Source organism: uncultured Sulfuricurvum sp. (assembly GCF_937936435.1).
GTDB lineage: Bacteria > Campylobacterota > Campylobacteria > Campylobacterales > Sulfurimonadaceae > Sulfuricurvum.
Genome location: NZ_CALDDG010000019.1, coordinates 24,307 through 47,417 on the forward strand (window position 1 = coordinate 24,307; position 23,111 = coordinate 47,417).

Genomic DNA, 23,111 nt, shown 5'->3' on the forward strand with positions numbered 1-23,111 from the left:
GGAACACAACCCATGGAACTCTCCCTAACTGACGTCATCGGCATTTTCGGTGTCGGCATTATTGTCTTTGCCTATATACTGTTACAAATGGAAAAAATGGATCCCAAAGCACTCACTTTTTCCGTTCTTAATTCGCTCGGAGCTTTTTTAATTATCGTCTCTTTACTCTATGACTGGAATTTCGCATCGTTTTTAATGGAGTTTATTTGGCTGCTGATCAGCCTTTATGGAGTCTTGAAATATTTTAAATCACGGAGAATTGCCGCCGTGAATGACGGCAAAGAGGATTAAAGACTTTCTTCGTTCGCTTTTTTGTTTTCCCAGAGTGAATGCAAGAAAGCGATCAAGATGAGCCCGATACCGATAGTACCGGTGACCATTTCACTGATATGGGTCGTGATTTTCATCAACATGATAATCGCTAAAATCCCGATTGCGTAATGGGCGCCGTGTTCGAGATAGCGGAAAGCCGACAAGGTTTGATGTTCGACGAAATAGAGGGTGATACTCCGCACAAACATCGCTCCGACACCTAAACCGATCATAATAATAAATATATTGCTGGTGAGGGCAAATGCTCCGATCACCCCGTCGAAACTGAAACTTGCATCCAATACTTCCAAATAGATAAAACCCGCTATCCCGCTTTTAACGGTATCTGAAGAGAGAAAATGATCCACCATTCCCAGCAAGGAATGCAGCAAAACCCCATACATGAATGCCAAAACGATTGCAAAATCCTGAGTGATATGCCCCAAAGCGATTCCAACCATAATTGCGGTAATCAGCTCGATATTAGCAACACCCGAAACCCTCTCGACGATTCGAGAACCTTCTACGAAAGTAACCCATTTGATATCGTGTTCCTGAAAAAAGAAGTCCAGAAATACCATTAACAAAAAAGCTCCTCCGAAAGCGAAAATCGTCGTTTCGGTACTTTTGAGAATCATCTCGTAACGATGCGGTTCATCAATAGCGACTTGAAGCGTTTCAAACAATCCCAATCCCGTTACAATCGAGACAATAGCCAACGGAAATACCAACCTCATCCCGAAAACGGCAATCGGAAGACCGAAAACAATGAAGCGCTTTTGCCAGATGGGATCAAGAGTTTCGAGAACCTTGGCGTTAACGACGGCATTATCAAAAGAGAGAGAGATTTCTAAAACGATCAACAAAAAGGTGATGTAGATAGCGCCCGTTCCACCTAAATAAAAGGCGGCAATCAGACCCAAAATCATCAACGCAAAAGAACTATAAAAATAACGCATAACACACCCTTTTGCACGAAATACGAAATTATAGCGGATTATTCAGTCACACTCAAAGGAGAGAAGTCCGTTATGCGTGGGCGTTATGCCATTGCACCAGACTCAAACGGTATCCCTCTGTGACGGGAAGTACCTCATGCGAAAAATAGGGGTTGCTTAAAAAAACCACCATATCTCCCGCTTCGGGACGCAGTGTAATCGTATTGCCATGCTCATCGCACAGATAGTTAAAGAGGAGCTCGCCTCCGCTAAAATGATCGGTATCGCTCGGATGAGGAGTATACGATGTCGTAAAAAGAACCGTGGTAAGTTTTCGCTCCGGCGCTACCGTAGCAAATCCGACGATATTTCCTTCACGATCACGCAGTTCGCTCGCATCGTCGCTATGCTTGACATAAAATGATCCGCTTTTATATCCCAGTACCTGCACATCGGTCGAATGTCCCAACGAGAGGGCAAAAAAACGCTCGATTTCCGCCCTGACCGCCGCAAAACGGCTCTCATAAATCTCACGATGCTCGGGATGCAGCAGATGGATATCCGTTTTGCGGATAGCCGTATCTACAGCTTTTCCGCGCAATTGAGCTTCCACTGTTTCCCTATCGGCCAATGCCGCCTGCGTAATAGCACGGCACTCGGCAGGGCTTAAAACCCCCTCCAAAACCATATAAGGAAAATCGTGATAAGGATTCGGAAGCCGTTTCGTAGGGATATCCCATGAGAGCAACTCATCTCTGGCGTAAACGTAGTTACTGATCTGATGCACGGTTATTTTTGCTTGTCGGTGACGATGTAGAGCTGTTCATGCCCTAAACGTTTTAGGACATCCATCACTCCCACAAAGTTTTGGAATGCCGCTTCTTTATCGCTGTAAAGGACGACCGTCATCTCTTTGCCCCCTTGAGTCACTTTTTGTTCAAACTGATCCAAAGTCACCTGCGTTTTTTCATCGATCCAAAGCGTCCCGTCTTTTTTGATCGTGAGCTTTAATTCGCTGGGTTTGTGTTCCGCAGCACTCCCTTTTGCTTCAGGAAGATTCACGGGAATCAACCCTGTCTTGATAAAGGTAGCCGTAGTAAGCACCATAACCAATAGTACCAGCATAATATCGATGAAAGGGATAACATTGATCGTATCGATCCGTTTCATTTTCATCGCGTTATCCTCTCTGTTTGTAAGCGTTGATATCCCACTGGGCTAAGAGACGCTCCATTTTACGAAGCAAAATATTGTAAAACACGATCGAAGGGATCGCAACTACCAGTCCCATCGCCGTCGCTTTCAGTGCCAAGGCCAGACCCGTCATAATTTTCTTCGGATCGACGGCACCGACGTCGCCGAGACTGTAAAACGTAATCATGATCCCGAGAACCGTTCCCAAAAGTCCCACATACGGGGCATTTGATCCGATTGTCGCAATCGTAGAGAGGTTATTTCCTAAATCGATTTCCAACTCGTCTTTCGTCTCATAGTCGCTGATACGGACTGCTCCGTATGCCATCATCCGTTCGATAAACAACCACAACGACACGATGCTCATCAGCAATAAAATTCCGACAACCCCGTAATCCAATACGCTCTCTGCCCAGCCTAACCAGCTATTTTCCATCTAGTTCTCCTTTTTTAAATTCAAGTTTGACGCATGTTCCCTCACCCGGTCGTGAAACGACATGCAAATTAATCCGGTGTCGGTCGCAATAGCGCTTGACTAAACTCAAACCGATTCCGTACCCCGCCATCGTAGCATCATTTTGGAAATAACGATCATATATTTGCATTAAAGTGATCTCATCCATCCCGATTCCGCGGTCGCAGATACTCAATGTATGCCCACTGAAACGGATAGCAATATTCGGATCATTCGGTGAATATTTCACCCCGTTCTCCACCAGATTATCGATCACTTTACACAATCCGATCCGATCGAGCGCCACCCGATACGATTCCACCGAGATTTCCCACGTAACGGCAGGATAGAGAGATTTTAAAAATCTCAACCGATCCTCAATCACTTCGTGTACGTCGATATACTCGATTTTTTCCCGTTCAGTCTGTTTTTTGATCAAATAATCAAGCTCATTATACCGCTCTTTCAACATCCCCGCAGCCGATTCTATCCGTTCCAGACGTTTAATACTTTTCTCGTCGTTATGTGTTTTTCGAAGCATCTGCACATTAGCCGTTATTGTATTAATGGGCAGGTTCAGCTCATGTAGCGTCTCTTTGGAGAAACGTTCCAAATGCTCAAAATGCTCCCGTAAAGGGGTAATCGCGATTTTTGCCAAAATCCCCCCCGCGACAAGGGTAAGAAGCAACGACACAAAAGCGATTATTCCCCACTGCTGAATTCCGAGGACATCATGGACGTAATAAATCCCGGCAATCAATAAAGCGGTCGTCGTTACGTACAGCGATGCCAGCGCAATCTCAACACTACGGAACAAGACGGTACCCCAATCCCCGTATATTAACGATTTTGTCACTGCCGATCTCTTGCTTAAGACGGTTGATATAAACCCGTATCGCCCCGTCACTGATCATTTCCGAAGGGTTCCACAATGCATCCATGATCATCTCTTTCGTTACGATCTCTCCCGCATTTTGGATAAACAGGGCCATCAGCTGATACTCTTTGAGAGAAAAAGGGATCTCTTCACCTCCAAGCAAAACGCATTTATGCAGTTCATCGAGGCACAATTCGCCGACACATTGACGGCTATTCCCTTTGGTGCGGCGTAAAAGAGCATTGATCCGGATAATCAATTCATGGGTATCGAAAGGTTTTTTGAGATAATCGTCCGCGCCGATTTCAAACGCCTTGGAGAGGGTTTCAAGTTCCTGATGCGACGTCAGATAAATCGTCGGCGTCGTATCGTTGGCGCGACGCAGTTCCTGAAGCAAAGAGAGCCCGTCGATCAACGGGACATTGATATCGAGCAGATAGAGATCGAAATGATTTTTGTAGGTTTCATCGAGAGCCTCCTGTCCGTTTCGGCATAATACGACGCTAAAGTCCTCTTCTTCCAAAACATCGGCAATCGATTCGCCGAACAGCAAATCATCTTCGAGCAATAAGATATTAGTCGACACGCTCAATGGCCCATTGGAGGGTTTCCCCCGCTTTCATCGGTACAACGGTGCCGTACATCTCCGGAACGACGAAATCGTGTCGGGAAAGCATTACCTCTTTATATTCGGCACAAATACCGTAAATCTGTTGAGCGTTGTCACTGACAAAAGCCTGGAGATTATCGAGTTTATCATGCGCGTCAAATACTTCACACAGCAGCTGTAAAGCGATAGGCGCGGTAAATACCCCGGCTCCGCAGCCGCACGATTCTTTCGTATGTTTCGGGTGGGGAGCGCTGTCAGAACCGAACATCACTTTCGGATGGGCTTCCAAAGCCACTTTTAAGAGTGCCGCACGATCCTCGGGACGTTTGGCGATCGGTTTGCAAAACAGATGCGGGCGGAGCATCCCTCCCGCAACGTCGTCAAGCGTGATAATCAAATGATGTACTGTAATCGTAGCGTACAGATTCTCATACCGATCCAGCATAGCCACCGCCTCCGCCGTCGTAATATGTTCCATAATGATCTTCAGCTTCGGGAAATTCGTCGCCAGCATCTCATACACCGACATAAATTCGGCTTCGCGGTCCATCACGAAACCGTTTGTCTCGCCGTGCACGGAGAGGATGATCCCCAAATCGGACATCGCCTGGAGCGTTTCGCGCATCGATTCGATATCAAACGATGCGACACCCCCTTCCGAATTGGTCGTCACTCCGCTCGGATAGAGTTTGATTGCCGTAATTTCGTCTGCAACCTCTTCCAAAAAAGTGCGGCTGTAATTTTGGTAAAACAGAGTCATATACGGTTCGAAATCATCTCTTCCGATCGCATGTTTAATCCGTTCTTTGTATCCTCTTACCATCTCTTTGGTCGTTACAGGAGGGACAAGATTCGGCATCACCAGCGCACCGCTGAAACTGTACGAAGTCAACGGTGCAACCGTTTCCAGCATTTCGCCGTCACGCAAATGCAGATGCATATCCAACGGCATCGTAAGGGTAATCGTTTTCATCCCTTATACCTTCAACTGCATTTGGGCTTCTTGGATCAACGCATTCAAAGCCTTTTCGTAACGTATTGCTTCAGCTTCGTCAGTCGATTCGAATCGGGTGACCAAAACCGGAGTGGTATTGCTGGCACGCACTAATCCCCATCCTTGATCAAAAATAACCCGAACGCCGTCAACATCGATAATCTCTTTGATAGCAGGAAACGATTCGGGCGGAGTTTGTAGCAGCTCTTTCAATTTCGCCATTAACGGAAATTTCTCCTGCTCAGTAGTTTTGACCTTGATCTCTTCGGTCGAAAACACCTGCGGAAGTTTCGCAATTTCGGCATCCAGATCGATCCCTTCGTACACCAACTCCAACATCCGTAGCGTTGCATAAATCGCATCGTCATATCCGAAGTAGCGGTCGGCAAAGAAGACGTGCCCGCTCACTTCGCACGCCAGATCGGCATGAAGCTCTTTCATTTTGACTTTGAGATTCGAGTGCCCCGTCTTATACATGACGGCAGTCGCACCCCGTTCTCGCAACGTATCGTACATCACCTGTGAACATTTGACCTCTCCGATTACGGTCGGATTTTTCATCTTCAGGGCGAACAAGATTGCCATCATGTCCCCTTTGATATTGTTCTTATGGGTCAATACCGCAATACGATCCGCATCGCCGTCATAGGCGAATGCGATATCCCCCTCTTTCGACAACAACTCTTTAATATCTTCGAGATTATGCTCTTCACTCGGGTCCGGATGGTGATTCGGAAACGTTCCGTCGGGATTCACGTATATCCCTTTTGTATTCAGTTCCAATTCGTTGAAAATCTCTTCAATCGCCAATCCCGCGACACCGTTTCCGCAGTCATAAACGATCTTCTCTTTCATTCCGCGCAGATGTCCGAACGATTCGACCATAAAATTTTTGTAACGGCTCAGCGCGTCAATTTCGATCACTTGACGTTCCGCCTTCGGAGGAAACGCCATTCCCTCGATTTTACGACCGAGGGCGTAGATCGATTCGCCGAAAAACGGAGCTTTGTTGATAGTGATCTTAAAACCGTTATACTCACTCGGATTATGCGATCCGGTTATCATGACCGAGGCACATGGCGTTACCCCCTCAAAACTCTGATAATTGCAAAAATAGTTTACCGGAGTAGGAACCATTCCCATCCCCAATACTTTCATACCGCCGGCATTAAGCCCGGCACTGAGATACTCGAACAAAACAGGAGAATGAGAACGGGCGTCGTATCCCACCGCAACATACTCACCGTGAACTTTCATCTCTTCGGCCAAGGCATATCCCAAACGGGTGATACTCTCTTCGTTCAACTCTTTTTCATAAATCCCACGGATATCGTATTCACGATAAATACTCATAAAACTCCTTCAATTTAAACAATAACCGATTATACAACGAGGTTGGTAAAAGAGTCTTTTTAAATAGGGCAAAAGCCCCGAAGAAAAGTAACCAAAAAGTGTTACAAAAGTGTTAAGAAGGCTTATATTTAGCACGGGTTCTGCGCGTGAGCACTCTGCTGAAGAGAACTCAGCGTTAGCATGAGAACCGAAATCGAAGTGAGTAACCTCACATCGATAGGTTCGGAACCGTAGGCAAAGAGTTTACCCTGCCGAAGGCTATTCCGGGACGAGTTCCGATGGCGTGATAAATCAAATGGCGCGTTTGAACTCAGGATAAGCTTCGAGACCGCATTCACTAACGTCCAGCCCCTGCAGCTGATCTTCATCCGTTGCCCGAAAAGGAACCATTTTATTGATCGTATAGATAACGATCGACGAAACGGTAAAGACGAAAACGGCAATCTCTCCGACCCCTTTGAGCTGGTTAATAATAGTGATCCCCTTCGCTGGATCCGCGGCAAAAATCCCAACTGCCAATGTCCCCCAAATCCCGTTTACCAGATGCACCGACAACGCCCCGACAGGGTCGTCGATACGAAAACGGTCAAACAACGGAATAGCCAAAACGACTAAAATTCCGCCGATTCCGCCGATAAGGATCGAATCCGTCACACTATAAAGGTGCGGTCCGGCGGTTATCGCGACCAAACCGCCCAAAGCGCCGTTGAGAATCATAGTGATATCGAACAGACGGTAGCGTATATAGATAAAAATCCCTGCACTCAGCGCTCCGGCCAATCCGGCGGCATTCGTATTAAAAATTGTCAATGCGACGGAATCCGCGGCCTCTTTGGTAGCGATAGAACCGACCGATCCGCCGTTAAAACCAAACCATCCGATCCATAGTAACATAGCCCCTAAAACGACCAAAGGGATATTCGATGCCGGAATAACGCGGATTTGATCCCCGACATAACGCCCTTTACGCGGCCCGATAATCAAAATTGCGGCAAGCAGCGCCCATCCGCCGGTCGAATGGATCACGGTCGAACCGGCTAAATCGACAAAATTTAAGTCAAAAACAGTATCTTTAATCCAATCGCTTCCCCAACTGATATTCACGGCGGTCGGATAGATCAATGCGCCCATAATAATGGTAAAAAGAGTCAATGGAAACAATTTCGCCCGTTCACCGACTCCACCGCTCATAATATTGATTGCTTTACCGACGAACGCCATTTGAAACATGAAAAAAGCCCATTTGCTCATCGTCTCATTCTGAACTTCGCCAAAAGCGAGCGAATATCCGATTAAAATAAATGCCATCGAAGCTACCGCATAGATCATGACATTGACCGTCAAGACACTGGAGACGTTTTTGGTACGTACAAGACCTGCTTCGAGCATAGCAAATCCGGGAACCATTAAGATAATTAAAGTGATTGAAAATAAGGCAAAGAAGGTGTTAATAACGTAGGCTGTATCCATGCAGCACCTTTAATTTAAGATAAAGGTGTGCATTATATATCCAATTACACTAATTGGAGAGGAGAAGTTGATTATATTTTAATCAATTGGGACAAATCGTACGCAGTATACTGCACGACTCACCAAAATGATTCGGCGAAATACAGCTCAGGGGATTTGTCCCCTTTCGCTTAGATAGCTTCTACGTCTGTCTCACCCGTACGGATACGGACGATTTTACTAATGTCACTGACGAAGATTTTGCCGTCGCCGATTTTTCCGGTGCGAGCCGATTCAACAACGGTGTTGACCACTTGATCTACCATTGCGTCATCGACTACCATCTCCATTTTGATCTTCGGTAAAAAGTCTACGACATACTCGGCACCGCGATATAGCTCGCTGTGCCCTTTTTGACGTCCGTACCCTTTTACTTCACTGACCGTCATACCGGTAATACCGATCTCAGCCAATGCATCTTTCACATCTTCGAGTTTAAAAGGTTTGATAACCGCTTCAATTTTTTTCATTGTTCATTCCTTCTTAAAGATTAAATCCACGTTCACCGTGTACTGATTCATCCAAACCTTGGCTCTCTTGTTCTTCGTTGATACGTGAACCGCCGGTCAATGCCATCGCGATATAGTAAACGATGATCGTACCGATCAAAGTGACCAATCCGACTACCAATACAGACTCGGCTTGAACCATGATTTGTCCCATACGGTCACCTGAAGCTTTAAGCGGGCCGTCCCATAGTAATCCTTGATCGTTAAGAGCAAAGATACCGGTAGCGATCGCACCCCAAAGACCTGCAAGGAAGTGAACTCCGAACGCATCCAAAGAATCATCGTAACCCAATTTTTTCTTCAATGCGGTTACACCGAAGAAAGCGATCAACGCTCCCATGATACCGATAATAAACGCACCCGATACACCGACGAATCCTGCTGCGGGAGTAATCGCAACCAAACCGGCGATAGCACCAGAAGCCGCACCGAGCAAAGTAGGTTTTTTGAATACCGCATACTCAATGACGATCCAAGTGATCGTTGCAACCGCTGCAGCGATTGTTGTTGTCAAATACGCAAGACCGGCAATAGCGTTTGCACCGAAAGCAGATCCGCCGTTGAATCCATACCAACCGAACCAAAGAAGACCGGCACCGGCAGCTGTCAAGACAACGCTCGCAGGTTTCATAGCAACTTTAGGATATCCCGCACGTTTACCGAGCAATACCGCCAATACAAGACCGGCCAAACCGCCGTTCATATGAACAACCGTACCACCCGCGAAGTCAAGAGCACCCTCGTTAAAGAGGTAACCGCCACCCCATACCATATGCGTGATCGGAGCATAAACAACGATCGTCCAAATCGCGACGAAAACCATCCACGTCGAAAACTTCATACGCTCGATAACCGAACCTGCAGCAATCGCAACGGTAATAGCAGCGAATGTCCCTTGGAATACGACAAATACATATTTAGGATAAAGTTGACCGAGATCAACACTTGCAAATTCTGTCCAACTGATTCCGTTAAGCATTACATTGCCGAAACCGCCGATCACTTGGTTCATCGAACCGTCCATTGTTCCAAACGCAACCGAGAAACCGGCAACGATCCATGCGATAAATGCAACGACAAATGCACCGAATACCATTGCATAGGTGTTCAATACGTTTTTCGCACGGGTCATTCCGCCGTAAAACAATGCCAATCCGATCGGAGTCATCAACATTACCAATGCTGTTGACATCATCATCCATGCGGTATCTCCAGAGTTGAGTACCGGTTCGACAGCGTCATCCGCAAATGCCGATACGCCAAGTAGCGATAGAGCTAAAAGCCACTTTTTCATTATCCTCTCCTTTTTTGGACCTTTCAAATTGTCCGTATTAACTTAAACGTCGAATACCATTGTACAAAGTAATCGAAAGTTAAGAGTGCAGATTATTGATTAATTTTTAATCACTTTAAGAAATAACTATAGAACGGAGAAAAATTAGAAGATTATAAGAAGAAGAAATATCCGAAAGAGAAAAGATCCCGTCCGGATAATGCCGGGTTTTTAGATAGCCTCGCTATCAGTCTCTCCGGTACGGATACGGATAATCCGATCGATATCGCTGATAAAGATTTTGCCGTCGCCGATTTTTCCGGTCCGAGCCGATTCTACAACCGTATTGACCACTTGATCTACCATTGCGTCATCGACTACCATCTCCATTTTGATCTTCGGTAAAAAGTCTACGACATACTCGGCACCGCGATATAGCTCGCTGTGCCCTTTTTGACGTCCGTACCCTTTTACTTCACTGACCGTCATACCGGTAATACCGATCTCAGCCAATGCTTCTTTCACATCTTCGAGTTTAAAAGGTTTGATAACTGCTTCAATTTTTTTCATTTGATAAAACTCCCTGCGCATATTGATGTAATTGTAGCTTCTTTTACCCTCAGATACAAATCATCCGTTTTCATACACTAATATGCCTATAACTATAATATATAGCATTTTTTCACCTTTTAGCATTCTTAAGGGGTGATAAGATATAATCAGCGACTTTATCTTCACTTTCCGGGGGCGAAATGAACGATCTGCTTGACAACAGCGAAATCAATGACATTAATATAGAAGACACCCTTAAGAGTAGTTATCTCGACTACTCCATGAGCGTTATCATCGGACGGGCACTTCCTGACGTTCGAGACGGTCTAAAACCGGTACATCGCCGTATCCTGTATGCTATGGATAAACTCAACCTCTCTGCGGGTGCCAAATACAAAAAATCGGCCCGTATCGTCGGGGATGTCATCGGTCAATACCATCCGCACGGCGATACTTCGGTATATGATGCACTTGTCCGTATGGCTCAGCCGTTTTCGATGCGCGCACCGCTAGTCGACGGTCAGGGGAACTTCGGTTCGGTTGACGGCGATAACGCGGCAGCAATGCGTTATACCGAAGCACGTATGACCCGTTATGCCGGAGAACTCCTTAAAGACCTTGACAAAGATACCGTCGATATGGTCGACAACTATGACGGCACGACGCAAGAGCCCGACGTCCTCCCGACCCGTGTACCGAACCTTCTTATCAACGGTTCAAGCGGTATTGCCGTCGGTATGGCGACGAATATTCCTCCCCATAATCCGCAAGAAGTCCTTCAGTCGCTTGTGTATCTTATTGATAACCCGCAAGCGACCTTACATGACATTATGCAGTTTATCAAAGCGCCCGATTTTCCGACAGGCGGAACTATTTACGGGAAAAAAGGGATATTGGACGCTTACGAAACGGGACGCGGACGGATTCGTGTCCGTGCCAAAACCCACATCGAGAAAAAATCGAACAAAGACGTCATCGTTATCGACGAGCTGCCGTACCAAGTCAACAAAGCCCGTCTGATCGAAACGATTGCCGATTTGGTCAAAGACAAGTTCATCGAAGGGATTTCCGAAATTCGCGACGAATCCGACCGTGAAGGTATCCGTGTCGTCATCGAGCTCAAACGCGATGCCATGAGTGAAATCGTCCTCAACAACCTCTACAAATCGACCAATATGGAGACGACGTTCGGGATCATCATGCTTTCGGTTTTCAATCAGGAACCGCGGGTTTTCACCCTTTTGGAAACCTTGGGACACTTCATTAACCACCGCAAAACCGTTATTATCCGCCGTACGATCTTCGATCTTGAAAAAGCTAAAGCCCGTGCCCATATTTTAGAAGGTTTGAAAAAAGCGCTTGACCATATCGAAGCAATTATCAAACTGATCCGTGCCAGTGCCGACGGCGAAACCGCTAAAAACGGTTTGATCTCTGAATTCGGGTTTTCACCGATTCAGGCTCAAGCGATTTTGGACATGCGGCTCCAACGCCTTACCGGGTTGGAACGCGATAAAATCGAAAATGAGCTGAAAGAAATTTTGGCGCATATCGAATATCTCGAAAGTATTTTACGCAGCGAAGAAGTTCTCAAAACGATTATCAAAGACGAATTTATTGAACTCGTAGAGCAATACAATATTCCGCGTATGACCGATATAGAAGACAATTACGACGATATCAATATTGAAGACTTGATTCCGAACGAACCGATGGTCGTCACAATCTCGCATCGCGGATATATCAAACGGGTACCTCTTGCCGCCTACGAAAAACAGATCCGAGGCGGAAAAGGAAAAGTTGCCGTTACAACCTACGATGATGACTTCATTGAAAAATTCTATACCTGCAATACCCATGATACCTTGATGTTTGTCACCGATCGCGGACAGCTCCACTGGCTCAAAGTGTATAAAATCCCTGAAGGTTCACGTACGGCAAAAGGGAAAGCGGTTGTCAACCTCATTAATCTCGAAGCAGATGAAAAAATCCGTTCCATCATCCCGACGACCGATTTCGACGAAAACAAATCTCTTGTTTTCTTTACCCAAAACGGTATCGTCAAACGTACTGCCCTTAACGAATTCTCCAATATCCGAAGCAACGGTGTCCGTGCGATCGTCCTCGATGAAGACGATACCCTCATCACCGCCCATATCGCTAACGAAGAGACCAAATATCTCTTTATCGTTACCAAATTTGCTCAATGTATCAAATTTGAAATCGATAAAACCCGCGATCAGGGACGTAGTACCCGTGGGGTTCGCGGTATCAAATTCAAAATTGAAGGCGATGTCGTTGTCGATGCCAACATCATTAAAAGCGATGAAGAAGAAATCCTTATGGTGAGTGAAAAAGGGATCGGAAAACGGACAACCGCTGAAGAATACCGCCTGACGAATCGTGCAGGTTCGGGTGTCATTGCGATGAAACTAAACGCTAAAACCGGAACAACCGTCGTAGGATGTGTTATGGTCGATGAGACAATGGATCTAATGGCCCTTACCAAAGCGGGTAAAATGATTCGTGTCGATATGCAAAGTATCGCAAAATCGGGACGTAACACCAGCGGTGTCTATATCGTCAAAGGTGACGACGTCGCCAGCATCTCGCGCTGTCCGAAAAAAGAAGAGGAAGAAGAGGAGAACGAAGGGAGCGGTGAAGCTTCGGAAGGGACATTAGAGTTGGAATAGTATTTGCTGATAAGCCATAACTATTCACCCTCTTTAAGGAAGAAGAATGAAACTATCAGCAGCCCTTGCAATCGCACTGAGCGTCTCCGCACTTCATGCGGGATTTTTTTCGCCTGACGGGACTGACGAACCAAAAATTAAATGTGTTTATAGCGGAACCGACGGAAGTTGTGTCGAGCCGATTTTAAAAGCTGAAAACGAGTTGGTCATCACCGTCACAGGCCAAGGTGTCGCCCCATCGGTAACATCATCTCCGGCGCAAGCATATGCGTTGGCAAAACGCGCCGCTATGGCCGATGGCTATCGCCAAATTGCCGAGCGGGTCAAAGGGGTACAAGTCGAAGGGCAAGATACGATCAAAAATATGATGCTTCAACAATCGAGTACCAAAACTTCCGTCGAAGCTATTGTTCGCGGTGCGAATCTTCTTAACACTACATTTAAAGAGGGTCTGTGCGAAGTCGAAATGGAAATTGCCCTTTCATACTCCCGAGTCTTGCACTAATCTGCACGCTCTCGTATGGAACCGATAACTATTATATCGGATATCGGTTCACTGCCCAAAACGTCCAAGCCATTAACGAAACACTCACTATTTCAAAAGCGATGCAACCGTGTCCTACACGTGCTGCTTCTGTTTTAGAGTTGAAATACAATGGATACGAGCCGCTGGAAGCCCTTCTAAATCGGGAACGTGACCGCTTTGTCGAATTTGCGGCCGTTCAGGAACTCCGGATCAAAAATAACGATACCGTAACACTCAATGCAATCAAGAGTCAAGAGACGTTTACTCTCCCGACACGGTGCTATGCAGTCGAGTTTAATCGAGACTTTGTTACAATCACCTTATTACAATAAGAGGTGAAAGGTTCCAATGAAAATCGCGATTGTCGAAGACGATATCAATATGCGCAAATCTTTAGAGATAGCGATGGGCGAATACAGCGCTTATGAAGTGCATACGTTTAAAAACCCTCGTGATGCCCTTAAAAAACTGGACGATTCCTACGAGCTGATTATCAGTGACATCAACATGCCCGGGATGGACGGACTTGAGTTCGTCAAAACTCTAGGGGGTAAATTCGAAGTCATTATCATTACCGGCAATGCGACCCTGACCCGTGCCATCGAATCGATTCAGCTTGGGGTCAAAGATTTTCTCCTGAAACCTTTCGAAATCGAAACCTTGGTCGCTGCCATCGAGCGAAGCGCTACCGTCGTCAAAAAAAGCTCTAAAAATACACCGATATCGACCTCGCCATCCAATGCGTTTTTAGGCAATTCTCCGGCACTAGAGAAATTATTGAATCGTATTTCGAAAGCGGCCGCAACGGATGCGAGCGTCATGCTACTCGGAGAAAGCGGTGTCGGTAAAGAGCTTTTTTCCCGCCACATTCATGAAAACTCACCGCGCGCATCAAAACCTTTCATCGCCATCAATATGGCGGCAATTCCCGACAATCTTATTGAAAGTGAACTTTTCGGATTCGAAAAAGGGGCGTTTACCGATGCGACGGAGGCTAAAGCCGGACAATTCGAACTGGCGGAGGGGGGAACCCTTTTCCTCGATGAAATCGCCGAAATGCCTTATCCTTTGCAGGCCAAACTGCTGCGTGTCTTGCAAGAACGCGAAATCCGTCGGCTCGGTTCTTCCAAAAATACCAAAATCGATGTACGGATCATTTGCGCTACCAATGCCGATCTGCATCAAAAAATCACTGAGGGAAAATTTCGCGAAGATCTCTATTACCGGCTCAATACGATACCGTTAAATATTCCTCCTCTGCGCGAACGGCGCGAAGAGATCCTCTCAATAGCCGAAGCGGCATTGGAACGGTATTGTTCTCAATACGGATTTGAATCCAAAGCATTCACATCCTCAGCCGTTCAGGCTCTCCAAGGCTATAATTGGCCCGGTAACATCCGTGAGTTGATCTCCGTAGTGGAGCGTTCGGCGATATTAAGTGACGGGAATGTCATCGATACCGAAGATCTCTTTTTAGAAGCGCGGGGCTTGGGACGAATTTAAATCTTTTAATCCCCTCCAAGCCTTGATTCGCTATAATCGCGGAAAAATTATTCAAGGGTGATTCGCTCATCCCCAAGGAAAGCTTCCCATGAAACGTTATAACGTTGCTATCGTCGGCGCCAGCGGTGCCGTCGGAGAAGAAATTTTACGCATTTTCGAAGAAATCGATTTTCCTCTTGCCAAGCTTGTTCCGCTTGCCAGTGCCCGCAGTGCGGGAAACACCGTCACATTCAATGATCAAGAACTGGTGATTAAAGAACTGACGCCGACGGTTTTTGACGAAGAAGCTATCGAAATCGCTTTGTTTAGTGCGGGAGGAAGTGTTTCTGCAGAGTTCGCCCCTTATGCGGCAAAAGCCGGGGCAGTCGTTATCGATAACACCAGCCACTTCCGTATGTTTCCGGACGTTCCTCTCGTCGTACCGGAAGTTAATCCCGAAGATATCGCCGAATGGAAAAATACCGGTATTATCGCTAATCCGAACTGCTCGACGATTCAAATGGTACAAGCGCTCAAACCCTTGGACGATGCGTATGATCTTGTCCGTATCGATGTCAGCACCTATCAGGCAACATCCGGTGCCGGGAAATCGGCTATGGAAGAGCTTGTCGAGCAAATGCAGGCATTTTTTGCGTTTACACTCGACGATGTCGAGCCGAAAAAGTTTCCGCATCGAATCGCATTGAACGCTATCCCTCAAATCGACTCGTTTACCGATAACGGCTACACCAAAGAAGAGCTCAAAATGGTCAACGAAACGCAAAAAATCATGCACAAAGAGATCGAGGTCAGCGCTACTTGTGTCCGTATTCCGACACTACGTGGGCATGCCGAAACTCTGACCCTCACATTCGACGGTGCCGTGGATGCGAATGAAGCTCGTGAACTGTTGCGCAAAGCACCGAACATCATCGTTCTGGATGAGCCGAAAGAGAGTATCTATCCGATGCCGTCATTGTGTATGGATCAAAACGAGACATTCGTCGGACGCATCCGCAATGACATCTACCGCAACAATGTTCTGCATCTTTGGATCGTTGCCGATAATCTTCGAGTAGGAGCGGCAACGAACGCCGTCAGAATTGCCCAAAAATGGGTTGAAATGCAAGGGAACTGATCATGAATATGATTGAAAAATTCTTTGAGCACGGGCTTTGGAGTTCACGTTTTATTATTTTATTGGCAGTCGTATTCGGTTTGATCGGAGCAATATTGCTTTTCGCCGTAGCCAGTTTTGATATCTATAATACTGCTGTTTACGTGATCAATACCTACTCTACCCATGCCCACCCCGAACATTTTCATGATGACGTCGTCGGAGGGATCATCGGGGCGGTCGATCTGTATTTGATCGGTGTTATCATGCTGATTTTTTCATTCGGAATTTATGAACTCTTTATCTCCGATATCGATCCGGCCAAAGATACCGAAGGGAATGAGAATCAACTTCTCGCCGTCCACTCTCTCGATCAATTGAAAGATAAAATCTCCAAAGTCATCGTGATGGTTTTGGTCGTCGGTTTTTTCCAAAAAGTGGGACATACCGTATTTAGCGGCGCATTAGAGCTGCTTTATCTTGCGCTTTCCATCACTGCCGTATCCGTCGGGCTTTACTTTTTGAGTAAAGTCGGACATCATGAACATTAATAGATAGATCGAAGGAATAGTAATGAGTAAAATTTTTGTTGATGCCTGCTTTCGCCGCCCTACCCCGCACACTCCTATCTGGATGATGCGTCAGGCGGGACGTTATCTTCCCGAATATATGGAAGTACGTAAACGTGCGGGCAATTTTTTAAATCTTTGCCATGCTCCGGATATGGCCTGTGAAGTAACGATCCAGCCGGTTGAAAGGTTGAATGTCGATGCCGCTATTTTGTTCAGCGACATCCTCGTCGTTCCGAACGAGATGGGAATGGAATTAGAGTTCATCAAAGGTTTCGGCCCAAAATTTCCCTCACCGCTTGAAACCCAGGAAGATTTAGACGCATTGGATATCGATGCGGCGGAAAAGTTGACCTATGTGTACGAAACGATCCGAATGGTACGTGCCCGTCTTGCCGATGACAAAGCGCTTATCGGCTTTACGGGAAGTCCTTGGACACTAGCTACCTATATGATCGAAGGACAAGGGACCAAAACCTACGCTATCGTCAAAAAACTTTTATATACAAATCCTGGATATATGCATGCTTTGTTAGCCAAATTGACCCACGTCATCAAAGGATATTTGGAACGTCAAATCCTTGCCGGAGCCGATGCCGTACAAATATTCGATTCATGGGCAAGCGCCCTGGAAGAGCCGGCATTTTTTGAATTCAGCTGGAACTATATGAAAGAGATCGCCGATTACATCAAAACCAAATACCCACATGTTCCCGTCTTGCTCTTCCCAAAAGGGATTTCGGGCTTTTTAGACAAAATCGACGGTAACTTTGATGTTTTCTGCGTCGACTGGTCGACTCCGATCGAGCTTGCAAAAGAGAAACTGGGCGATCGCTACGTCTTGCAAGGCAATATGGAACCGACACGTCTATACAGCCGCGAAGCTACATTAGAAGGTGTCAAACACATCATTGACGTCATGGGGATTACAGAAGGGCATATTTTCAATCTCGGCCACGGGATGCTTCCCGATCTGGAACCTGAAAATGCCAAATATCTGGTTGATCTCGTCCATGAGATAACCGCACGCTGATGCCTTCTTGCATCTTCGGTCCCGTCCGTTCACGCCGTTTCGGCGTATCGCTCGGAATCGACCTCTCTCCTTCTATAAAACAATGCAATTTTGACTGCCTCTACTGTGAACTCTCACCTGCAAAAGCTATAGCCGCACAACATGAGATCATCCCGGTCGAAACGGTTATTCGCGAGTTGCAAGAGGCACTCTCCGCACATCCGGATATTGACGTCATTACCATTACGGCAAACGGCGAGCCGACGATGTATCCTGATTTGGAACCGTTAATCGAACAAATCAATACCTTTAAAGGTTCCAAAGAGACCTTAATTCTTTCTAACAGCGCTTCTTTAAGCGATGAGAAAGTCTCGCATACTCTTTTGAAGTTCGATCAGGTCAAACTTTCTCTTGATGCTGCGTCACCGGAAATTTTTGCCAAAATAGATCGCCCTGCGGAAGGGATAGAGATCGCAACGATCATCCAAAGTATCATCCGTTTTTCACATCGGTTTAGCGGCAAACTCTTTTTGGAAGTCCTGTTTGTCAAAGGGGTCAACGATGCCCCTACCGAGATAGCCGCACTCAACCATGCTCTATTGCAAATCAAATGCGACCGCATCGATATCGGAACTGTCGACCGTCCCCCGGCATACGCCGTCCAAGCGCTCAGCTATGATGAACTCTATTCTCTTTCGCATCTTTTTGATCCCCAATTGCCGATTCATATCGTCACCCGTTCGCATACATCGACAAAAGTCGGCAAATACACTGAAGAAGAGATTTTAACGACTCTCGACAAACGTCCTCTTACGGCAGAAGACATTGAAGCCCTTTTCGATTCAGCGTCTAAAAAGCGGTTCCAAATCCTGAAAGATCAAGGAAAAATCGTTCAAATCGAACGTTCAAACATCCATTTTTTTATTCCAAGCACGAATCTTCATCGAAAACGCTCTAAATAGAGCCATTTTTATTGACATTTATCCCTTCATACCGTATAATTACGCCCTCATAAACATTCCGGATTAGCTCAGCGGTAGAGTAGGTGACTGTTAATCACTTGGTCGCTGGTTCGAATCCAGCATTCGGAGCCATTTGTGAACCTTTTCTTTCTTTTACATTCCGAATTAGCTCAGCGGTAGAGTAGGTGACTGTTAATCACTTGGTCACTGGTTCGAATCCAGTATTCGGAGCCATCCCCCTTCATTCACTGTCATCATACAATCATCCGAAATCTAACTACTAAATTTTATACTTGTTCCTCTGTTATTTCAGCCCATCTCGTTTACATCTGTTCATTTTTTTAACACCGACTTCGATGAAATATTTACTTTTTAGTAATAATTTTCATTAGTTTATATGATATATTTTCGCGCTTTAACTATATTCGAGATAAAGGAACTTCGTGAAAAAAATACTTACCCTCTCATTATTGGCATCTTCCTTATTGGTTCCCCATGCATTTGCTGAGACTTCATTGGTCGAACGATTCGATCAACTTGAAAAAGAGATGAATGCCCTTCGTGCCGAGCTTCAATCCCTCAAAGCCGAAAATACAAAACTGGCGACTCAGCTCGCACAGCCCGTTTCATTGGAGAAAAGAAACGAAGCGATTGAAGAACTTCAAGAGCAAATCAGCACAATCAATAAAAAGACAAACAGCAACAACCTCAAATGGGGTGTCGACTTTAGAACCAGTATCGACAATCTCAATTACAAGATGGCAAACGGCACTACTCAGAAAAACGATGCCCTTTTCAGCAACCGTTTATGGCTCAATATGAGCTATCAGGCAAATCAACACGTAAAATTCGGCGGACAGCTCTCCTATAACAAACTGTTCGGCGAACGTTCGATGATCAATCCGCAAAACGGAGCCATGGACAGTTTTGACTGGGTGAGTTCGGAAAACAAACAAGACGATTCGATTCGCGTCCGTTCAGCCTATATGGATTATACAGACGAGACGTTTTTCGGCATGAACCTTCCGTGGTCGTTCGGAATCGGCCGAAGACCTTCCACAAACGGTAAATTAATCAACTATCGAGAAGACGATTTATCAACGTCGCCGCTCGCTCACATCAGCAATGCCGAGTTTGACGGCGGAAACATCAAATTTCATCTCGATACTGTGATCGGGTTGGAAGGTTCATCCGTTAAATTTGCCGCAGGACGTGGAATGAGTAATGCGGAACCGCGCTTTAGTTCAGCACCGTACAGTGATGCCGACGGAACCGATACCGGCAACATTACAATGTACGCACTCAATTTCGTCCCCTACAAAAATTCCAAGATCGCAACCGAACTGCAATATACTCATGCCAACAATCTCATCGATATCAAAAATTCCGGTTTCGATCAAACAGGGGCATTCACATTAGCCAACTACGATCCGTCCATGGAAACCGTCGGATCACTCCATCTGGCATCTGCATTTATTGCATTTACCGGCATCGGAGACGGAATCAGCCATTATTTGGATAACACCACCGTTTTTGTTAGCGGTGCCATGTCAAAAACAGATCCTCAAGGGGGAAAAATGATGCTAGGCTCCTACGATAGCCAAACAGGATACAGCTACTGGATCGGGACGCAAATGCCTTCGCTCATTTCGGAAAAAGGAAAATGGGGGATCGAGTTTAACCACGGCAGCCGTTATTGGAGACCGTTCACCTATGGAGAAGATACTGCGATAGGATCAAAGATTGCCGTACGAGGTGATGCCTATGAGCTCTACTTCACGGAACCGATCGTCGATGCACTCAGTTTTCAACTGCGCTATACCTACATCGATTATGATTACAGCGGAAGCAACGGCTTCTTCGGAGGACAAAGCGGAGCGCCGATGAAAATCAGTGATATCCCCTCTTCTACCGATCTTTCCGGTATCGTTGTGGACAAGGCCCAAGACATACGGGCGTATCTACGCTATAAATTTTAATCACTCTGGCAATCTCTGCACAGCAGAGATTCGCCTTCTCAATTATGAAGCGAATTTGTCTCCTCGTCATAATGATCACATTCGTACCGTTTAAATCCGTCTACCATCCGAACAATATTTTTGATCGGCGTCGGATTATTCAAACGTCGGATTTGATGTTTCTTTACACAATCGCCACACCGTCTGATAACGCAATGAATAGCGTCACTAATTACCAGCATCGGCTGCATAGGATCGATTTGCAGAATATGGTCAACGTACTGTTGGGCATTTTCGATCGTGTTATCGATCAATACAACATCAAACGTATGCTTTTGAAATGCAATATAGGCATCGCCGAGCGACGAGGCGGTTGCAATATCGCATTTTAACTGTTCTTCGAGCAACATTTTTCGGGTTTGCAGCTGAAAACCGCTACGGTCTATGATTAATAATTTCATGGAGGAATTATCCCCTATTATCCGTTAAAATTGATTAAAGAGTTTATAAAAGCAACTTAATAACCCATACGCTATAATAACATCGAAGTTATAGTCAGGATTCTACACATTTTGAGATCAATTAAATATTTTATCCACTTCCTTTTAAGCATACTCCGCCATCGACAGTTACTGACGGACCTCATAAAAAATGATTTTAAATCTCGTTATCTTCAAAACTATTTAGGTGTTCTTTGGGCTTTTATTCAACCGACGGTAACCATATTGATTTTTTGGTTTGTATTCCAAGTCGGCTTCAAATCTGCACCCGTACAAAACACCCCTTTCATCCTTTGGCTTATTGCAGGTATTATTCCGTGGTTTTTCTTTAGCGAAGCGTTACTCTCGGCCACTAATGCGGTACTCGACAATACATTTTTAGTAAAAAAAATTGTCTTTCGCGTCAGTTTGCTCCCTATAGTAAAAATCGTTTCTGCACTTATTATTCATCTCTTTTTCTTGCTTTTCATATTTGGCATGTTTGTTTTTTATGGCTATTCTCCAAATATTTATTGGATTCAAATCGGATATTATCTGATATCTACCATCATTCTTGTACTCGGACTTTCCTGGATCACTAGTTCCGTAATCGTTTTTTTTCGAGATTTAGGACAACTCGTCAATATGATAATTCAATTTGGATTTTGGCTGACGCCTATTTTTTGGATGATTTCGATGGTTCCCGCACAATATCAATGGATTTTTAAACTTAATCCGATTTATTACATTACACAAGGATATCGTGATTCATTAATTGACCATATTTGGTTCTGGGAAAAATCAAAAGAAACACTCTGTTTCTGGATTATTACGACTGTTTTATTTTTTCTAGGAGCACTTATATTTCGTAAACTTCGACCCCATTTCGCGGATATTTTATGAAAATTATTCTATTTTTGATAGTAGTGGCGGCTTCGTTATTTGGAGACGATGCTAACGATCTTATCAATAAAATAAATAACCGTTTTAGTAAGGATCCCAACAGTGTTATCATTGCCAGTATCGATAGAAATTTTCTAGTCCCCCAAAAAACGGCGTCAGAATCTAAAAAAATCAAAAAAACGCCCGTTAAACAAGTTTCTATTTCAAATCATGATACCGTTCCGACTCCGACAACCTTTATCCAATATCCATCATCGGAAACCATCAAACCGGTTGTAGGCGATGTCGCATCGCGTTATAATGTCGACCCCAATATTCTCCAAGCCTTGATTATAAACGAAAGCAACTTCGAACCGTTAACTTTCAACCTAAATTCTATAAGCGCTTCGGGAATGTCAATTCTAGCTCAACTAAAAGAACGCTTCCCCGACCTCCGCATAAAAATGTATGAGCGTTGGGGGAAACAGTTTGCATCTCTTTATCTCGTACATACTGAAGAAAATATTGAAAAAGCCAAATCTATTTTCGAAACATTGCGTTCCAGTCAAATCAACTTTGACAGTTCTTACATGCAAATAAATTCAATTCATTATGAAAGACTGGGATTATCAAGCATCAATATTTTTGATCCTGCGACTAATATTGATGCAGGAGCAAAAATTTACAAAGATTGTGAAACACGATATAACGGCGATATTCTGAGAAGTATTGAGTGTTATAACAAAGGCTCTTTTAAAGGTCAAACCTCTTATTTCAACAACGTGTATAAAACCTACCAACAGCTCGCGACCACAATTATTAATCCAAATTTTGATACAATATCGAACTAAATTAA

At 45.2% G+C, this 23,111-nt stretch carries 25 protein-coding genes and 2 tRNA genes; 14 read left to right on the forward strand and 13 right to left on the reverse strand.

Annotation, left to right across the window (positions count from 1 at the left end; genetic code table 11):
• Positions 1–12: 12 nt before the first annotated feature.
• Positions 13–291, forward strand: a complete 279-nt coding sequence (locus Q0389_RS02215; RefSeq protein ID WP_298691187.1) for a hypothetical protein — start codon at positions 13–15, stop codon at positions 289–291.
• Here Q0389_RS02215 and Q0389_RS02220 read toward each other — a convergent pair.
• The 12 genes from Q0389_RS02220 to Q0389_RS02275 form a co-directional block, all read right to left on the reverse strand.
• Positions 288–1,271: a DUF475 domain-containing protein gene (locus tag Q0389_RS02220; protein WP_298691189.1), complete on the reverse strand. Its 984-nt coding sequence runs from the start codon at positions 1,269–1,271 to the stop codon at positions 288–290. The two genes, Q0389_RS02215 and Q0389_RS02220, sit on opposite strands and share 4 nt — an antisense overlap.
• A gap of 70 nt (positions 1,272–1,341) precedes the next feature.
• Entirely contained in the window at positions 1,342–2,037 is a 696-nt protein-coding gene (locus tag Q0389_RS02225; RefSeq protein ID WP_298691191.1) for a 2OG-Fe(II) oxygenase, read from the reverse strand.
• Positions 2,038–2,039: 2 nt separating this feature from the next.
• Positions 2,040–2,426: a biopolymer transporter ExbD gene (locus tag Q0389_RS02230; RefSeq protein WP_298691193.1), complete on the reverse strand. Its 387-nt coding sequence runs from the start codon at positions 2,424–2,426 to the stop codon at positions 2,040–2,042.
• A 4-nt stretch (positions 2,427–2,430) separates the two neighbouring features.
• On the reverse strand, positions 2,431–2,880 hold the full coding sequence (exbB, locus tag Q0389_RS02235; protein ID WP_298691195.1) for a TonB-system energizer ExbB: 450 nt from the start codon (positions 2,878–2,880) through the stop codon (positions 2,431–2,433).
• The gene (locus tag Q0389_RS02240; RefSeq protein ID WP_298691197.1) at positions 2,870–3,715 is read right to left on the reverse strand and encodes a HAMP domain-containing sensor histidine kinase; all 846 of its coding nucleotides are present in this window, start codon (positions 3,713–3,715) and stop codon (positions 2,870–2,872) included. Before Q0389_RS02240 ends, exbB begins: the two co-directional genes overlap by 11 nt.
• Positions 3,705–4,361, reverse strand: coding sequence for a response regulator transcription factor (locus Q0389_RS02245; RefSeq protein WP_298691199.1), 657 nt, complete (start codon positions 4,359–4,361; stop codon positions 3,705–3,707). The genes Q0389_RS02240 and Q0389_RS02245 overlap by 11 nt, the downstream gene beginning before the upstream one ends.
• The gene (gene pyrC, locus Q0389_RS02250) at positions 4,351–5,358 is read right to left on the reverse strand and encodes a dihydroorotase (protein WP_298691201.1); all 1,008 of its coding nucleotides are present in this window, start codon (positions 5,356–5,358) and stop codon (positions 4,351–4,353) included. The genes Q0389_RS02245 and pyrC overlap by 11 nt, the downstream gene beginning before the upstream one ends.
• 3 nt (positions 5,359–5,361) lie before the next feature.
• On the reverse strand, positions 5,362–6,732 hold the full coding sequence (locus Q0389_RS02255) for a phosphomannomutase/phosphoglucomutase (protein ID WP_298691203.1): 1,371 nt from the start codon (positions 6,730–6,732) through the stop codon (positions 5,362–5,364).
• A 291-nt stretch (positions 6,733–7,023) separates the two neighbouring features.
• The gene (locus Q0389_RS02260; RefSeq protein ID WP_298691204.1) at positions 7,024–8,202 is read right to left on the reverse strand and encodes an ammonium transporter; all 1,179 of its coding nucleotides are present in this window, start codon (positions 8,200–8,202) and stop codon (positions 7,024–7,026) included.
• 170 nt (positions 8,203–8,372) lie between these two features.
• Positions 8,373–8,711, reverse strand: coding sequence for a P-II family nitrogen regulator (locus tag Q0389_RS02265; RefSeq protein WP_298691206.1), 339 nt, complete (start codon positions 8,709–8,711; stop codon positions 8,373–8,375).
• Positions 8,712–8,724: 13 nt separating this feature from the next.
• Entirely contained in the window at positions 8,725–10,044 is a 1,320-nt protein-coding gene (locus tag Q0389_RS02270) for an ammonium transporter (protein ID WP_298691208.1), read from the reverse strand.
• A gap of 210 nt (positions 10,045–10,254) precedes the next feature.
• The gene (locus Q0389_RS02275) at positions 10,255–10,593 is read right to left on the reverse strand and encodes a P-II family nitrogen regulator (protein ID WP_298691210.1); all 339 of its coding nucleotides are present in this window, start codon (positions 10,591–10,593) and stop codon (positions 10,255–10,257) included.
• 182 nt (positions 10,594–10,775) lie between these two features.
• On the opposite strand from Q0389_RS02275, the gene gyrA reads away from it, so the two are divergent.
• From gyrA to Q0389_RS02330, 11 genes are all read left to right on the forward strand, one after another.
• Positions 10,776–13,268 (forward strand): DNA gyrase subunit A, encoded by a 2,493-nt coding sequence (gyrA, locus tag Q0389_RS02280; RefSeq protein WP_298691212.1) that lies wholly within the window; start codon positions 10,776–10,778, stop codon positions 13,266–13,268.
• A 46-nt stretch (positions 13,269–13,314) separates the two neighbouring features.
• Entirely contained in the window at positions 13,315–13,773 is a 459-nt protein-coding gene (locus Q0389_RS02285) for an LPP20 family lipoprotein (protein ID WP_298691214.1), read from the forward strand.
• On the forward strand, positions 13,722–14,126 hold the full coding sequence (locus Q0389_RS02290; RefSeq protein ID WP_298691216.1) for a hypothetical protein: 405 nt from the start codon (positions 13,722–13,724) through the stop codon (positions 14,124–14,126). Before Q0389_RS02285 ends, Q0389_RS02290 begins: the two co-directional genes overlap by 52 nt.
• A 16-nt stretch (positions 14,127–14,142) precedes the next feature.
• A complete protein-coding gene (locus tag Q0389_RS02295) occupies positions 14,143–15,297 on the forward strand; it encodes a sigma-54 dependent transcriptional regulator (protein WP_298691218.1) in 1,155 nt (384 codons plus the stop codon).
• An 88-nt stretch (positions 15,298–15,385) separates the two neighbouring features.
• Positions 15,386–16,414 carry an aspartate-semialdehyde dehydrogenase gene (locus tag Q0389_RS02300; RefSeq protein ID WP_298691220.1) on the forward strand — a complete coding sequence of 343 codons (1,029 nt, stop codon included), beginning with the start codon at positions 15,386–15,388 and terminating at the stop codon, positions 16,412–16,414.
• An 8-nt stretch (positions 16,415–16,422) separates the two neighbouring features.
• Entirely contained in the window at positions 16,423–16,944 is a 522-nt protein-coding gene (locus tag Q0389_RS02305; RefSeq protein WP_298691249.1) for a YqhA family protein, read from the forward strand.
• Between the two features lie 22 nt (positions 16,945–16,966).
• Entirely contained in the window at positions 16,967–17,995 is a 1,029-nt protein-coding gene (gene hemE / locus Q0389_RS02310; protein WP_298691222.1) for a uroporphyrinogen decarboxylase, read from the forward strand.
• Positions 17,995–18,936, forward strand: coding sequence for a radical SAM protein (locus Q0389_RS02315; protein ID WP_298691223.1), 942 nt, complete (start codon positions 17,995–17,997; stop codon positions 18,934–18,936). Before hemE ends, Q0389_RS02315 begins: the two co-directional genes overlap by 1 nt.
• Before the next feature lie 57 nt (positions 18,937–18,993).
• Positions 18,994–19,068: transfer RNA gene (locus Q0389_RS02320), tRNA-Asn, on the forward strand.
• 27 nt (positions 19,069–19,095) lie between these two features.
• Positions 19,096–19,170: transfer RNA gene (locus Q0389_RS02325), tRNA-Asn, on the forward strand.
• Positions 19,171–19,379: 209 nt separating this feature from the next.
• Positions 19,380–20,915 carry a DUF3373 family protein gene (locus Q0389_RS02330; protein ID WP_298691225.1) on the forward strand — a complete coding sequence of 512 codons (1,536 nt, stop codon included), beginning with the start codon at positions 19,380–19,382 and terminating at the stop codon, positions 20,913–20,915.
• Positions 20,916–20,953: 38 nt separating this feature from the next.
• On the opposite strand, the gene Q0389_RS02335 is transcribed toward Q0389_RS02330, so the two are convergent.
• Complete coding sequence (locus Q0389_RS02335) at positions 20,954–21,355, reverse strand: hypothetical protein (protein WP_298691227.1); 402 nt, start codon at positions 21,353–21,355, stop codon at positions 20,954–20,956.
• 111 nt (positions 21,356–21,466) lie between these two features.
• On the opposite strand from Q0389_RS02335, the gene Q0389_RS02340 reads away from it, so the two are divergent.
• Together Q0389_RS02340 and Q0389_RS02345 are read left to right on the forward strand one after the other, a co-directional pair.
• Positions 21,467–22,276, forward strand: a complete 810-nt coding sequence (locus tag Q0389_RS02340; protein WP_298691229.1) for an ABC transporter permease — start codon at positions 21,467–21,469, stop codon at positions 22,274–22,276.
• Positions 22,273–23,106, forward strand: a complete 834-nt coding sequence (locus tag Q0389_RS02345; protein WP_298691231.1) for a transglycosylase SLT domain-containing protein — start codon at positions 22,273–22,275, stop codon at positions 23,104–23,106. Before Q0389_RS02340 ends, Q0389_RS02345 begins: the two co-directional genes overlap by 4 nt.
• Positions 23,107–23,111 lie beyond the last annotated feature (5 nt).